This is a genomic window from Vibrio sp. KMM 9700 (genome assembly GCF_058545285.1).
On the sequence record NZ_CM178589.1, the window covers coordinates 592,746 to 608,157 of the forward strand.

The following is a 15,412-nucleotide window of genomic DNA, read 5'->3' on the forward strand; positions in this document are numbered from 1 at the left end:
ATCAGGTGAAAACTGCGTAAAATTAACCAATTGACACGCCACTTGGGTCATTTTCTAGTGCAACTTTCAATACTTCGTCGATCCATTGCACAGGAATAACCTCAAGATCGCCAATCACGTTCGCTGGAATATCTTCCAAATTACGCTCATTATCTTTTGGGATCAGCACAGTTTTAATGCCGCCACGATGCGCTGCAAGGAGTTTTTCTTTCAAGCCGCCAATTGGCAGAACTTCACCACGTAGGGTAATTTCACCTGTCATGGCGACATCAGCGCGCACAGGGTTACCGGTTAAGCTTGATACCAATGCGGTGCACATTGCTGTCCCTGCACTTGGGCCATCTTTTGGCGTTGCGCCTTCAGGAACATGCACATGGATATCACGTTTTTCGTAAAAATCAGGATTAATGCCTAATTTTTCTGCGCGTGAACGAACCACAGTCATCGCTGCTTGAATCGACTCTTGCATCACATCACCCAGTGAACCTGTGTAAGTGAGTTTGCCCTTGCCAAGCATTGACTGAGTTTCAATCGTAAGTAAATCACCACCCACTTCCGTCCAAGCCAAACCTGTGACTTGACCAATGCGGTTTTGATCATCCGCTTTTCCATAATCAAAACGTTGCACGCCTAGATAATCACTTAAGTTATCTTGACTCACTGTGACTTGTTTAAGCTCTTTATCAAGCAAGATATTTTTCACCGCTTTACGGCAAATCTTGCTGATTTCACGCTCAAGGTTACGCACACCAGCTTCACGTGTGTAATAACGAATAATGCCGATGATTGCCGAGTCTTCAATAATTAACTCGCCCTTTTTCACCCCATTGCGCTCCATTTGTTTTTCAACAAGGTGGTTTTTCGCAATATTTAGTTTTTCATCTTCGGTATAACCAGACAGACGAATCACTTCCATACGGTCAAGCAAAGGCCCTGGAATATTCATTGAGTTTGACGTTGCTACAAACATCACATCTGACAAGTCATAATCAACTTCAAGGTAATGATCGTTAAACGCATTGTTTTGCTCAGGATCAAGAACTTCTAATAAGGCAGAAGACGGGTCGCCACGCATATCGGAAGCCATTTTGTCGATTTCATCAAGTAAGAAAAGTGGGTTTTTCACTCCGACTTTGCTCATTTTTTGAATCAGTTTACCCGGCATCGAACCGATATAAGTACGACGGTGGCCACGAATCTCAGCTTCATCACGTACGCCACCAAGTGCCATACGGGTATATTTACGCCCTGTTGCTTGCGCAATTGAGCGGCCAAGTGAAGTTTTACCAACGCCAGGAGGACCGACCAAGCAAAGAATTGGACCTTTTAGCTTAGTCATGCGGCTTTGCACGGCTAAATACTCTAAGATACGTTCTTTGACGCGCTCAAGACCGTAATGATCTTCATTGAGAATTTCTTCAGCTTTCGCCAAATCTTTCTTCACTTTCGAGCGTTTATACCAAGGCACACCAAGCATCCAATCGATATAACCGCGCACAACTGTTGCTTCAGCAGACATCGGAGACATCATTTTCAGCTTTTGCAGCTCTTGCTCGGTTTTCTCTTTGGCTTCTTTTGGCATTTTTGAGCTTTCAATCTTTTGTTTTAATTGCTCAAACTCATCCACGCCATCTTCTGTCTCACCGAGCTCTTTTTGAATCGCTTTCATTTGCTCGTTGAGATAGTAATCACGCTGAGATTTTTCCATCTGCTTTTTGACGCGGCCACGAATACGCTGCTCAACTTGCAGAATATCCATTTCAGATTCCATCATTCCCATCAAAAACTCAAGGCGTGATGTAACATCTGCAAGCTCTAAGACTTTTTGCTTGTCATTAAGCTTTAATGGCATGTGCGCAGCTATGGTATCAGCAAGGCGCGGCGCATCATCAATCCCGTTAAGTGAGGTTAAAACCTCTGGCGGAACTTTCTTATTGAGTTTGACAAAGCTTTCAAACTCATTGATAGCGGTACGCACCAAGACATCTTGCTCGGTTTCATCCATTTCAGGCGTACTTATGTATTGCGCATCGGCAATCATAAAATCATCAAGACGAATCGACTCAATACTTGCACGTTGCTGACCTTCAACTAAGACTTTAACTGTCCCATCTGGCAGTTTTAGCATTTGTAGAATCGTTGCCACTGTGCCTGTTTCGAATAAATCTTCGATTTCAGGTTCGTCTTTATCTGCTTGCTTTTGCGCTACAAGTAAGATTTGCTTGTCTTGATCCATTGCCGACTGAAGGCAACGAATTGACTTTTCACGTCCGACAAACAAAGGGATCACCATATGCGGATAAACCACTACATCACGCAAAGGGAGAACGGGAATTTCAATACGCTCGGATCGTTCCAAGTTCATAAGCACACTCTCTTATTCTTTTGATTCCATGTAATTATTTAGATTATATTGGGATGAATAGTGCAGAATCAAAGTCTTTGAGTAAAAATAATATTTTATTGAGCAAAAAAGAAGCAAAAAGCGCTCTTTAGGATCAATTGAGCGCTTTTTAGCTGTGGGGATTTATTTTAAAGAGAAATCCATAGGATCGTAAGCGATAAAACCAAACTCAGTGATATAACCATCATCGACATAGCCTTTCGGCTCTTGACCTGGGTTGACTTGCGCCGCAATCCCTACCCAGAAAGGTTGAGTTGGATCTATCCCTGCCCAATCAAAGTCAACCACATAACTTGGCTCACTTGGACGAATCGGCTCTGTTACCGAAAAGTAGTAATACATTTTATCCGCACGTTTTTCGATCCATTGGTAGATCTGAGTGGTGCGCACTTCTGGTGTAGAGGCTTCTGCCGCGTTATTCGACGCATCCGCTGTACCATAATAAACTTTGGTATTTTCGGCTAAAAAATCAACTACAATAGCGATCGCTTTATCACTTTGTGGCACGCCTGGTAGATTGACTTGATCCCAGTCCTTTTGCGGCTCGGCATTTTCTTGTTGGATAAAGAAATCATAACGCCCTTTTTCTAGTGGTGCATCCGCTGTATATTTCATAAAATAAAGCCAATCTTCACCTTGGAAAGACTCTTGATAAACATTTGTTGTTTGTCGATTTCGATTCCCATGAAATAAAGGTAAGCCTTGTGCACTAAAAGGCTTCAAAGTATTGCTATCTGGGCCATAATCGCCGTTAGATGAAGTTAACACAAGAGTCGTTATTGAATGCCATTTTTCTTCTGAGGTGACATCAATTGCAATGTTTTGAAAGACGCGAGAGGCATACACTGTCTGTGCGCGCAAAGTGTCATTAAAAGTCGCGGTTAACACATCATCTGCTAATGCATTATCAACATATTCGATATATGTCCCGCCATCTGCATCGGTATACACCACGGCATCTTCTTGTAAATCACCCGTATCTTCGTCTCGAACAATGCCATTATGATTCAAAGTTGAAAGTTCTATTTTTTGATAAGGCGCAGGGTTGCCATCGGGATCATTCAAGGTTAAGCGATAACCAATTTGCGAGCCAACTTCAAGCACCTTAGAAATATTGCTTAAACTAAACGTACCTGCTGAATCAGAATTTAAGACACAAGTGGTATACCCAACTTCAGAGTCAATATCTGCGCTACTTGATGTACCATTAATCGTTGCGAGCGATACTTGCGTTGCAATATGATTGTCAGTTTTAGTGTAAGTCCAAAACCCTGCACTTGTCGGCCAGTTCTCGGCTGCAAAGACAGTTTCACCAGAAAAAGATCCAGCTAAAGCTTGTAATTCAGCCTCACTTGGCAAACGTGCATCTCGGCTATTACAATAATCAATCGCTTGCTGATAATCAAAGGTCACTACTTGAGCAAGATGAGGCCCTAGGCTACCATCTTCGTCTATATAGTCGGTAAAATTTAAATTCGCATAGTTGGCAAGACTAAGCGACACTGGCGCTGTGAAAGTCACGTTTTGATCTATATCTTGCCAGTTTTGAATAAGCGAAAAATCGGTGCTGACATTGACCTTAATAAAGCCGATGTTCATCATCCCATTATCATCTTGCACCACATAACGAATATAATGCACACCTGCGATCTGTGGGGTAAAACTAATCTGCAGTTTGGATAAGTCAACTTCATCTGCAGGCTTCGCTTCACCATTGTAATCACTCACGCTAACCAAACTTAAGTTGTCACCATCTGGGTCGCTGACCGTCTCAGAATCAAGAGAAATGACAATCGTTTGGCCTTTTTCAACAAGATCAGGATATTCATAATTATTAGCAATAGGCTGCGAATTGCCTATGGTCTTCGCTACCGCAATATCTATGGTGCCAAGCTCAATATTTTCGCCGTCGGTCACAGAAAAAATCACCCGTTGTACACCGACATCAGTATCACTGCCAGTGGGCGAGTATGTAATACTTGTTGCGTCATGACTCAGACTGCCTCCAGATCCTAAGAAAATAGGCGCATCGACAAGGCTAAAACCTGCGCTGATATGCGCACTTAAGTCTATCGTGACAGGCGTTTGAATATCGGTCACAGCCGACAATGGCTCAAGTTGGGTTTCACTATAAGTTTGCGCAGCAGATACACGGGCAAGCGCTTTGCTCGATGCATCGCCTTGTGTGGTTTTAACTTGATACTCAAATTCACATGCTGTGACATCGCTCGCCAGCACATCAAAGCTTTGCGCATCTTGCTTAATTAGTTGGCAACTTGCTGAATTATTAGATAAAAGAGTTACATTCTGCAGGCTAAAACTATCACTATCTTCAAGCTTAACGCTCGGTTCTAAAGAAACCGTCAAGGCTTGGTTGACCTTAGTACGGATCAAAAGATCATGTGACTGAATACTGGCATTGATTGAGTCAATATTGCCGGAAGATGAACTTGAGCTGCCGCCACCTCCACCGCCGCCACAAGCGGTTAAAGCGCCAACAAATGCCATGCATAAAGCATAGGAAACTTTACTATACGTCATCTTAGATCCCTTTAATTCACGCGAAAATTAGTAATTTGCTGACTGCCTGATGTATAAAATTGTGCGCCGGCAAAGCTTATCCAGTACATGTTTTCTATATCTATATCCGTTTGCTCAATAACATATGGCGTATCATAACTGACTCCGCCATCATTACTGGTTTCAAGCGTCAAAGAACCATCATCTATGGTGACTTTATACGTCACCTCACTTAATCTAACGCTATCATTTTCAGTCTCAACTAACTCATCTGTCGATGAATGCAAGGTTAGGGTTTGATCTAGGCTATTCACTTGAATGTATAAACCTTCCCCATCAGGCAGTCCTGCGGTTTCTGCGCCTTGATGGGTAAGCTCTGTATTATCAGTAAACCATTGGCAAGTACCGCCATAGTAAGTTGGGTCACAATCATCTAAGGTGCCATTCTCAATGCTTGGAAGCACTGGTGTTTTTTGTTGCAATACTATGTTAACGATTCCATTCAACGTATCGCTTCGATTGATAGTAAACACCACTTCTTGATGGCCAATTAACGCTGGTTGATATAAGGTACTGAGGACATTAATGTTATCTGAAGCCATTGTTTGAGTATCTTCACTTGGGCGAAGAGCAAGCCTTAATACTTCATTCTCACCTATCTCACCCTCGTCGAACTTATACCTTGCATAGCCATAGCCTGGATTATCATTTGCATTAATATTAGGCGTCCAGTTAAATGACTCCATTGCACCACATACATGAATGACATTCGCAGCAAGGTTATCGTCGACACCAGATGAACAAATCGCATCCACAGTTAATCGTTCAGAACCTGTTCCCGTCCATGAATCATTATAAATATTATTATTACCTTTCCCTCTATGCAGCGACTGATAATTAATTGCTCGAGTAAGTAAGTTCTCATTGGTTGAATTGACATCCACCATTGAACTACCATCTAATAAATTTCGATGCTCAAGATGGAGCAAATCTGCGCCAGTAAATTTGGCAACAACAGATGCGGGCAAAATGCCTTCTTCTGCTCCAGTCAAATGCCTTCTTTCTGTCGCATACCCTGTCGGTCTACTGCCTTCACCAACAGAGATAACCAGAGCATTATCAATAACTAAAGTAGAGAATGCTTCACCATCTATATCAAAATAATAAACTTGATTATTTTGCTCCTCAGTAAACTTGCGCACTGCGCTTAAATCTCTGATGGGATCATCTTCGGTTCCTGCATTTACTTCTACACCTGCTGGCGCTGTAATATACGGGCCATTGCCATCAAGTAACGTGCCAAGATCAGCTAACTCATTCACACCAGATTGACCTTTTAGCAAAGATTGCTGCCACAGATCTTGATTACTAATATCGGTTGAATCAAAGTCTTGAACTTGAATAATTTTTGTTTCAAAGATATTTTTATGTGGTAATTCAAGGTTCACAGCGTCATGAGTATCCTTCACTAAACGAAATTCTTTCGTTATCTCAGCATTTTCATCTAAATTATCTGCTACCGCTGACGCGCTAAAGTTAAATTGAGTGTCATTATTAAAGCCTGCGCCTAACACACCAGAAAAACGCACAGTTTCATATGGCGCTAATTCCCCATCTGGATTATACACGCGGGTTTTAATATTAAATTGATATGGCGTTATGCTCATAGGTGTCACTTCAAGCAAGGCATCATCAATATTAAACGTAAAATCTGACACCCCATCTTCTAGTGCCACACATGTGGTATAGCGTGCATCAGTCTCACCAGCATCCTCACTCGCATCAACTTCTTCTTGGTTTGAGGTTAAGAGGTGTAACGCATAAGCACTTGTAACTGAAGCATGTTCTGCCGACCAAAAACTGACCGATGCTGGCCAATTTTCTTGTGCGTAAACACCGCTATCAATGTCTGCTAATAAGCCTAGCTCTCGTACTGTTGGCAAACGAGCATCACGCAAACGGCAATATTTTTCAGCTTGAAGGAATGTTTGTGTCACTATGGTGGCGCCAGATGGACCTTGTATGCCATCTTCATGTGCCACTTGGGTGTAATCTATATTATAGTAATCTGCAAATTCTTGAGACATAGGTGCAAGGAAACGAATATCTAAGCCTTGGACGACATCCGTCGTCACTATATCTTGCCAATCTTGCAACAGACTAAAATCAGATGTGACTTGAAACTTTGCCAATCCCGTAGCATAGCCGCCTTGGTGATCAGAGACGGTATAACTCACTAAATGCTCACCGGGGATATCTGATTCAAACGTAAAGCTCATATTTTCAAAGCTTTCACTATCTACAGGGGCAACACTGGCATTGAAATCTTCTACAGCCGTCAGTTGTAATTTATCCCCTGAAACATAGTCGCCGTTGTCATCTAACACTTGATCGGGATCGGACACGTAGTCGGCCACATCAATGGTCAGCACCTCACCTGAGCCGACTAATCTTTCAAAAATAATATCTTGTGCACTTGGTGGCGTATTTCCCTCACCACCAGAAACTGTCACCACAATCACCCCTGATTGAACATCGCCATTTTCTAAAGTCACACTGTATAAAATACGATGTGAGCCTAGGTTTTGATCTGTATCTGAAGCTATGTAAGTGATAGTTTGCGCATTGGTATCCACATCAGCGGCACCTGATCCTAAAATAGTGACCTCATAGTTGAGGTAAGCACCTTCTGGTATTAGACTTGAGAGATCGATAGCGAGTTCTTCGCCTTTCGTGGCTGATTCATATAATGTTGTAAATGTTTTTTGGGCATAGGTTGAATTAAAACTTGCGCGAATAACTGAGGTTGCAGTTTGTGTCCCTTGCTGCGCCTTGACTTGATATTCATAGTCACAGGTTGCAGGGCTTGAACTTGAAAGCCGAATTTGCGTCTTATTTTGCGAGAGCAATTGGCATGCCGGAGAACTTGAAGAGAGTGGCTTAATGCTTTGTAACTCAAATGCAGAGCCATCACTTGTATTCACGGAATCACTAAGATCAATTGTGAGCTGCTGATTTAGAATTTGATTATCTAAAATATCATTTGCCGTAATGCTTATTTGTTTACTTGAACCTGTATCAGGAGCAGGTGATGAACTGCTACTACCGCCCCCACCGCCACAGGCAGTCAAAAGAAGTGACGAAAATAGCATCCCAGCCAAATACTTCGGATTATAATGAAAGTAAGACATATCCATTGCAACCTAACCACATAGAAAATAGGTGAATAGATATAGCATATTTATTAAAAAACGAGATTTGGGGTTGTTAAAAATTTGATATAAACCCGATACATAATATGTAAACTGAGAGATCGCTAACACTAAAATGTTAGACATAAAAAAACCTAACTCCAAAATTTGAAGTTAGGTTTATCTTTTCCAAAGAAAATTAGTAAGTTATTGTTCGTTTGAAAGTGCTGGCGTGTCGTCGTTGTTTTGATAAATCAACAGCGGCTCTGACTCGCCTTGGATCACAGTTTCATCGATCACAACTTTTGCAACATCATCTTTTGACGGCAACTCATACATGGTATCAAGTAGCACTGATTCCAAAATTGAGCGTAGGCCACGTGCACCAGTTTTGCGTTCCATTGCTTTTTTCGCAATCGCACGCAGTGCATCTTCACGGAACTCAAGTTCCACACCTTCGATATCAAACAATGCGCCATATTGCTTAGTTAACGCATTTTTTGGCTCGCGTAGAATTTGCATCAGTGCATCTTCATCAAGCTCGGTTAGTGTTGTGGTCACAGGTAAACGACCAATAAACTCAGGGATCAGGCCATATTTAACCAAATCTTCTGGCTCAACTTTTTGGAACAGTTCACTAATCGACTCAGTATCATCTTTGCCGCGAACTTCTGCGCCAAAGCCAATGCCTGCGCCGGTTGCTGTGCGCTGCTCAATGACTTTATCAAGCCCTGCAAATGCACCACCACAGATGAACAAGATCTTAGAGGTATCAACCTGTAAAAACTCTTGTTGAGGATGCTTACGACCACCTTGCGGCGGCACAGAAGCAACAGTCCCTTCAACCAGTTTCAAGAGTGCTTGCTGCACACCTTCACCTGACACATCACGGGTAATTGATGGGTTTTCAGCTTTACGTGAGATCTTATCGATTTCATCGATATAGACAATTCCGCGCTCCGCTTTCGCCACATCATAATCACATTTTTGCAGCAATTTTTGGATGATGTTTTCAACATCTTCACCCACATAACCTGCTTCGGTTAATGTCGTTGCATCCGCCATCGTAAACGGTACATCCAAGAAGCGAGCAAGGGTTTCTGCAAGCAGTGTTTTACCACTACCAGTTGGACCAATCAGCAAGATATTACTCTTACCAAGCTCGACGCCATCTTTGGTTTTATCGCCATTACGCAGACGTTTATAGTGGTTATATACCGCTACAGAAAGCACTTTTTTAGCAAAGTCTTGGCCGATAACATAGTCATCTAAGTGCTCACGAATTTGCATTGGTGTTGGCAGTGCTTCTTGTGCGTCTTTTTGAGGAATAGCCTCTTTTACTTCTTCACGAATAATGTCATTACATAAATCAACACATTCGTCACATACGTATACGGAAGGACCTGCAATGAGTTTACGAACCTCGTGCTGGCTTTTCCCGCAGAAAGAACAGTAGAGTAATTTTGAGCTACCGCCCTCTTTGCTTTTATCTGTCATTCGCTAACCTCTAGCTTTGTACTTTTATATCAGTCTACAACAAATCAACCTAAAATGCTTCGTTTGGCTGATTTGTTTATCATTCGCCTATTTGCTTGATAGCAATCTACTGCTCATTCAGTGATGAGCACGTTAGAATTAATTAAGCTGGGCGTTTTTCTAGAATATCGTCAACAAGGCCATATTCTTTTGCTTGTTGTGCTGACATAAAGTTATCACGATCAGTGTCACGCTCAATGACTTCAAGCGGCTGACCTGTGTGCTCTGCAAGTAAACCATTGAGACGCTGCTTAATGGTTAAAATTTCTTGCGCATGAATTTGAATATCTGACGCTTGACCTTGGAAGCCGCCTAGCGGTTGGTGGATCATCACGCGAGAGTTCGGTAAGCAATAGCGTTTACCTTCAGCGCCACCAGCAAGTAAGAATGCCCCCATAGAACAAGCTTGACCCATACATACAGTGCTCACATTTGGCTTGATAAACTGCATCGTGTCATAAATTGACATCCCTGCTGTCACGCTGCCGCCTGGTGAGTTGATATATAAATAGATGTCTTTCTCTGGGCTCTCTGATTCTAAAAACAGAAGCTGAGCAACAATCAAGTTTGCCATGTTATCTTCAACTTGACCGGTTAGGAAAATAACACGCTCTTTTAAAAGACGCGAGTAGATGTCAAATGAACGCTCGCCACGCGATGTTTGCTCAACCACCATAGGTACAAGTGCATCGGTGATCCCTGGCATACTAGACATTGAATTGTTTGGCTGATAGCTCATAATTTGCTTTCCCTATTACATGTCACATAAGCAGAAGGATTGCACCTAAAGGCTATGTAACGAGTTGAAATTCAATCAAAATGACTCAAAAGTCTTTCGAACTTAAGACGTTTATGAAACCTTTGAGTTATATCGACTGCGGCTGAATCTTCAAGAAATGAAAACAACCTGATTTGTTATACGTTTGTTTTTGGTCAGTTTCAATAGTTAATTAGCTGAAACCTGTGACTATTTACTAAATTTGTGTCAAAAGCATTTTTTTAACTAAAAATATGGCCCGAGGTCTGCGACATACGGGCCATAAGCTAATCTATTTGAACCAAATGCAAGCTAAAAATTAAGCTTGTGGCATTTGTTGTTGGTTCATAAGAGCGTTGAATTCAACTGCTTTTTCAGAAACTTTTGCTTTTGCTAGAATCGCGTCAATTGCTTGCTCTTCTAGTGCTAGGTTACGTACGTTGTTTTTCATCTCTTCGTTTTCTTCGTGGTATGCGATGAACTCAGAAGGATCTTCGTACGCTGTAGCCATTTCTTCGATAAGTGCTTTTACGCGCTCTTCGTCAACTTTTAGCTCTTCAGACTTGATTACTTCACCTAGAAGTAGACCAACTTTTACGCGACGAACTGCTTGCTCTTCGAACATTTCGCGTGGAAGTTGCTCAGCCATTTCAGGGTTGCCACCGAAACGTTGTGCAGCTTGTTGACGTAGTACACCGATTTCTTGATCGATAAGACCAGTTGGAACGTCAAACTCGTTTTCTTTTACTAGACCGTCGATTGCTTGGTCTTTGATGCGAGTTTTAACTGCTTGCTTAAGCTCACGTTGCATATTTTTGCGAACTTCAGCTTTCAGAGCGTCGATACCGCCTTCTTGGATACCAAATTTAGCAACGAACTCGTCGTTCATTTCTGGTAGTTCACGTGTTTCAACTTTGTTTAGTTTAATTGCAAACGACGCAGTCTTACCTTTTAGGTTTTCAGCGTGGTAATCTTCAGGGAAGTTCACTTCAATAGTGAATTCGTCACCTGCTTTTTTACCTAGGATACCGTCTTCGAAACCAGGGATCATGCGACCTTGGCCCATTTCTAGAGGGAAGTTGTCAGCTTTGCCGCCTTCAAATTCTTCACCGTCGATAGAACCAACGAAATCGATAGTTGCGCGTGAATCGCTTGCAACTTCGCCTTCTGCTTCGCTCCAAGTTGATTGTTGCTTACGTAGCGTTTCAATCATCTCTTCAACGTCTTTGTCTTGCACTTCAACTTGTGGTTTTTCAACTTCGATGTTTTCAAGGCCTTTGATTTCGATTTCAGGGTAAACTTCGAATGTTGCGTTGAAAACTAGGTCTTTACCTTTTTCGATTTCAACAGGTTCAAACGTTGGTGCGCTTGCTGGGTTGATTTTTTGCTCGATGATAGTTTCAACATAGTGACGGTGCATCACTTCGCCCATCACTTCTTGACGAACACCTTGACCATACATGCTCTCAACCATTTTTAGTGGCACTTTCCCTTTACGGAAGCCATCAAAACGACGGTTTTTTGCGATGTTACGTAGTTCTTTAGTCACAGCATCTTCGATGTTGTTTGCAGGAACAGTAATAGTTAGACGGCGCTGTAGGCCTTCAAGTGTTTCAACAGTAGCTTGCATTATAAATAAACCTCAAAACTTGCTCAGCGGATCTGAGCATTATATATAGACGCGACATTTTAGCGAGATGATACAAGTCTGTCGAGCCAAGTCAGAAATTCTGGTGCATTTTTGCAGCAATTAAACACAAAAATAAGGCAAATAGATTGCTTAAACGAAAAATCGTGTTAAAAACGCGCAAAACACACTCATTAGTTGAAATTATCAACACCGTAAATAGCTATGATTAATCTCTATTTCTAACAAATGGGGACGCATTTTCTTATTTCAAGGCATAAAGCAAAAGTTTTGCATATATTTATGCTTTTTAAAAACAAATACATCCGCATCAATCCGCCCCTATCCCTCAATTTAAATGTAACACCCGAGCAAATAACGTTCAAAAAACAAACAAAGTCACAAAATGGACTATCCCCCCGACGAAAGTGTGATTACTTTCAATATCCTCAACAAGGCTCATGTGCAGGCTCTATTTTTCTATACCTTATATGTTAATTTGATGCGTATTAGCGGGGTTGATAAACCAGCATCAAGCAAACACGCTCCGCTAAAAATAAAGCAACAATCACTGGAATAAAATGTAGCTTGACTACATTGCAAGGAGCTCACATGAATAAATTAATCAACATCGTTTTGCTATCTGGTTTTGCCTGTATGGCAAGCACAGTGGCCGCAGAGGAAAGCTTCTCAGCTGTTGTTGATGCCGATGGTAAGATTACACTGCCTGAAGACTTTCGTAAAAATATGACGCACTTAGGGTCTTGGTTTGTCCCGACTGGGGATGCGAGTGGCTTTCATGATGTTTATTTAAATAAAGAAGCTGTGGATGCTTATCGTGAAACCGGAAAATTTCCAGATGGCGCAGTGATGATAAAAGAATTGCGCCATGCAAGCTCAGGGAGTTACACCACTGGCGCAAATGTCTCGTTTGCAAATGATAAGGTAAAGCAAACCTTTGTTATGGTAAAAGATTCAACCAAGCGCTTTGAAGGCAAGAATGACAACTGGGGGGAAGGTTGGGGCTGGGCTTTATTTAAACCCGGTGATGATAAAACCAACCTTTCCACAAACTATAGAAATGATTGCTTAGGCTGTCACATCCCAGCGAAAAATAATGATTGGATTTATACTGAAGCTTACCCGACCTTAGCTAAATAAGGATTAAACATGAAACCGCCAGGCAGGCGATATAAGCACCTTAGCGTCCTAAATACAACCAAGTGACGCTAAGGTCTTTACCGATTTATCGCCCCAAACGACTGCGAATCGCCGCAGGTTTTTGAATATGTACGGGACGTCGGTTAATATTTGGACGCTGCTGCTTCATTTGCTGCGCGCGATTTCGCAATTGTGTTTTTTGCGCAGCAGGCATGTTTTGAACTTTATGTTGCACCGCACTTTTATTGATTTTACTTGCATCAATTGATTGAATTTTCTGTTTTGCCGCGGCTTGTTGCTCTGGTGTGAGCGAATCATATTTAGCTTGTGCAGCATTTGAAAGATTAGCTTTTTGTGCATCACTTAATTCAACACCACTCACCTTGCCAGCTAAAGGCGCAGCCCCTGCTACCGGCATTATCTTACCTGCATCATGAAGCTTTTGGCCTTTTTCGATAATTTCTTGCTGCTTATCTTTTGGAAGGCTCTCCCATTGACGCTGCAAGGCATTTTCAATACCCGAAAAATCAGGCTTATCTTCATCAAGCCAGTCATTGAGTTCATCACGAACATGATCTCTTTCATCTTGGTTTAGGCTATCCCACCAGCGCTCAACCGAATCCTCAAAGTCATCATGATGATGGCAACATGGGTGCGAATCATAGCCCCAGTAATCCCAATAATCATCATACCAGGTGTGGCCAATAAACACGGTTGACGAGGTTGGCACCATGCTTGTCGTTGAACAGGCAGTTAATAAACTAAAAGATAAAAGCGCGATACTTGTCGATAATTTCAATCTCATAATGACCTTCATGCAATAAATTCTCATTTATTATACGCATTCACGCTTATTTTTTCGACAAAAAAAAACCTACAAAGAGTATGAGTCCTTGTAGGTTGATTAGTCTTTATGCTGTGCTTTTATCGCACTAACTTAGTTAGTCAATAACTTTCACGCCCATAAAGTCTTTAATTGCATGTAGCGTTTGATGCAATGGCTCTGGGATCAAAGCATCAGCTTGATATTGTGTCGTTAAACCTTCAATCACAACTTCACCCGCAACGGTTTTTTCATACCATTTGTGATCATAGATAAGCGGCTTACCAACAGCGACTAAATCTGCGCCCAGTTCTTGCGCCTTAATAACGTCTGATTCAGTTACAACAGTGCCTACACCGATAAGTGGCATACGTCCGGCAATTTTATCTGCTACAGCTTTAAGCGTAATGCGTTTATCTGACTCATCACGTTGTACTTCTTGCGCATAATGACGTAAAGAAATATGCAGATAATCCAGTGGTTTATCGGCTAATACATCTAACAGTGTGAGCGTATCATCTAAAGTGATACCTGGGTTTTCAAGCTCTTCAGGTGAGAAGCGATACCCAACAAGAAAACTTGGTGTGGTTTTGCCTTCATCAATGGCTTGTTGCACAGTTTGCTGCACAGCATCAATAATTGCGAGCGGGAAACGCATACGCGCTTTCACATCACCACCCCAAAAATCATCACGACGATTTGAGTGTGGGGAGAAGAATTGCTGGATCAGGTAGGTATTGGCACCGTGAATTTCAACGCCATCAAAACCAGCCTCAATCGCAGCCTTCGTCGTGCTCGCAAAAGATTGTATGATTTCATCAATTTCTGCATTGGTCAACGGACGCGGCTTTTCGCTATCTGGGCGTAGCGCAGCAACATCAGATGCACTCACCACGTCAGCATCGGCAAGTAATGCACTTGAGCTTGCACGGCCAGCATGGAAAATTTGTAGCACAGCTTTGGCGCCATTATGTTTAATTGCATCTGCTAATGTTTTAAGCTGCGCATGATGGCTTGGACTACCTGCATAAAATTGCCCTGCAAAGCCTTTACCACTTGGAACTGTATAAGTCGTTGCCGTGATCACCATACCCACACCTGTGCTACGTGCGCGATAATAAGCGATTTCATCTTGGCTAAGGTAACCTTCGTCATCACCAGACCAAGTGGTCATCGGCGCCATAACGATTTTATTTTTTAGCTTTTGGCCATTTTCAAATACGAATTCTTGTTGATAATTTTTCATGTCTAGCCTTAGTGTTATATTGCAATCGGCCCCAAGACAATTGGGATAGCCCTATTATGCAAAAAGCACTTAGATGAATAAAAGGAATTTTACTCATAGCTAAAGTGCTTGTGGTGCATATCTACAAAGAGATCTGCTTTCATAACT

9 protein-coding genes are annotated in these 15,412 nt (G+C 42.0%); 1 reads left to right on the forward strand and 8 read right to left on the reverse strand.

Annotated features, from left to right (window positions below):
- Positions 1-22: 22 nt before the first annotated feature.
- The 6 genes from lon to tig all read right to left on the reverse strand — a co-directional run bounded on the left by lon (position 23) and on the right by tig (position 12,038).
- Positions 23-2,365, reverse strand: a complete 2,343-nt coding sequence (gene lon, locus AC2VOY_RS02650) for an endopeptidase La (RefSeq protein ID WP_491832093.1) — start codon at positions 2,363-2,365, stop codon at positions 23-25.
- 162 nt (positions 2,366-2,527) lie between these two features.
- On the reverse strand, positions 2,528-4,945 hold the full coding sequence (locus tag AC2VOY_RS02655) for an adhesion domain-containing protein (RefSeq protein WP_491832094.1): 2,418 nt from the start codon (positions 4,943-4,945) through the stop codon (positions 2,528-2,530).
- Positions 4,946-4,956: 11 nt separating this feature from the next.
- The gene (locus AC2VOY_RS02660; protein ID WP_491832095.1) at positions 4,957-8,115 is read right to left on the reverse strand and encodes a hypothetical protein; all 3,159 of its coding nucleotides are present in this window, start codon (positions 8,113-8,115) and stop codon (positions 4,957-4,959) included.
- Positions 8,116-8,322: 207 nt separating this feature from the next.
- A complete protein-coding gene (gene clpX, locus AC2VOY_RS02665; RefSeq protein ID WP_491832096.1) occupies positions 8,323-9,612 on the reverse strand; it encodes an ATP-dependent protease ATP-binding subunit ClpX in 1,290 nt (429 codons plus the stop codon).
- 142 nt (positions 9,613-9,754) lie between these two features.
- A complete protein-coding gene (gene clpP, locus AC2VOY_RS02670) occupies positions 9,755-10,390 on the reverse strand; it encodes an ATP-dependent Clp endopeptidase proteolytic subunit ClpP (protein WP_491832097.1) in 636 nt (211 codons plus the stop codon).
- Positions 10,391-10,727: 337 nt separating this feature from the next.
- Positions 10,728-12,038, reverse strand: coding sequence for a trigger factor (gene tig / locus AC2VOY_RS02675; protein WP_491832098.1), 1,311 nt, complete (start codon positions 12,036-12,038; stop codon positions 10,728-10,730).
- A gap of 609 nt (positions 12,039-12,647) precedes the next feature.
- On the opposite strand from tig, the gene AC2VOY_RS02680 reads away from it, so the two are divergent.
- Entirely contained in the window at positions 12,648-13,196 is a 549-nt protein-coding gene (locus AC2VOY_RS02680) for a cytochrome P460 family protein (protein WP_491832099.1), read from the forward strand.
- Between the two features lie 85 nt (positions 13,197-13,281).
- Here AC2VOY_RS02680 and AC2VOY_RS02685 read toward each other — a convergent pair whose 3' ends face one another.
- Both AC2VOY_RS02685 and AC2VOY_RS02690 read right to left on the reverse strand, forming a co-directional pair.
- A complete protein-coding gene (locus AC2VOY_RS02685) occupies positions 13,282-14,001 on the reverse strand; it encodes a hypothetical protein (RefSeq protein ID WP_491832100.1) in 720 nt (239 codons plus the stop codon).
- Positions 14,002-14,137: 136 nt separating this feature from the next.
- Positions 14,138-15,265 (reverse strand): NADH-dependent flavin oxidoreductase, encoded by a 1,128-nt coding sequence (locus AC2VOY_RS02690; RefSeq protein ID WP_491832101.1) that lies wholly within the window; start codon positions 15,263-15,265, stop codon positions 14,138-14,140.
- Positions 15,266-15,412 lie beyond the last annotated feature (147 nt).

Coding starts and splice junctions, on each gene's coding strand:
- AC2VOY_RS02685 (WP_491832100.1), bottom strand. CDS start 14,001: ATGAGATTGAAATTATCGACAAGTATCGCGCTTTTATCTTTTAGTTTA.
- clpX (WP_491832096.1), bottom strand. CDS start 9,612: ATGACAGATAAAAGCAAAGAGGGCGGTAGCTCAAAATTACTCTACTGT.
- AC2VOY_RS02680 (WP_491832099.1), top strand. CDS start 12,648: ATGAATAAATTAATCAACATCGTTTTGCTATCTGGTTTTGCCTGTATG.
- clpP (WP_491832097.1), bottom strand. CDS start 10,390: ATGAGCTATCAGCCAAACAATTCAATGTCTAGTATGCCAGGGATCACC.
- AC2VOY_RS02660 (WP_491832095.1), bottom strand. CDS start 8,115: ATGTCTTACTTTCATTATAATCCGAAGTATTTGGCTGGGATGCTATTT.
- tig (WP_491832098.1), bottom strand. CDS start 12,038: ATGCAAGCTACTGTTGAAACACTTGAAGGCCTACAGCGCCGTCTAACT.
- AC2VOY_RS02655 (WP_491832094.1), bottom strand. CDS start 4,945: ATGACGTATAGTAAAGTTTCCTATGCTTTATGCATGGCATTTGTTGGC.
- AC2VOY_RS02690 (WP_491832101.1), bottom strand. CDS start 15,265: ATGAAAAATTATCAACAAGAATTCGTATTTGAAAATGGCCAAAAGCTA.
- lon (WP_491832093.1), bottom strand. CDS start 2,365: ATGAACTTGGAACGATCCGAGCGTATTGAAATTCCCGTTCTCCCTTTG.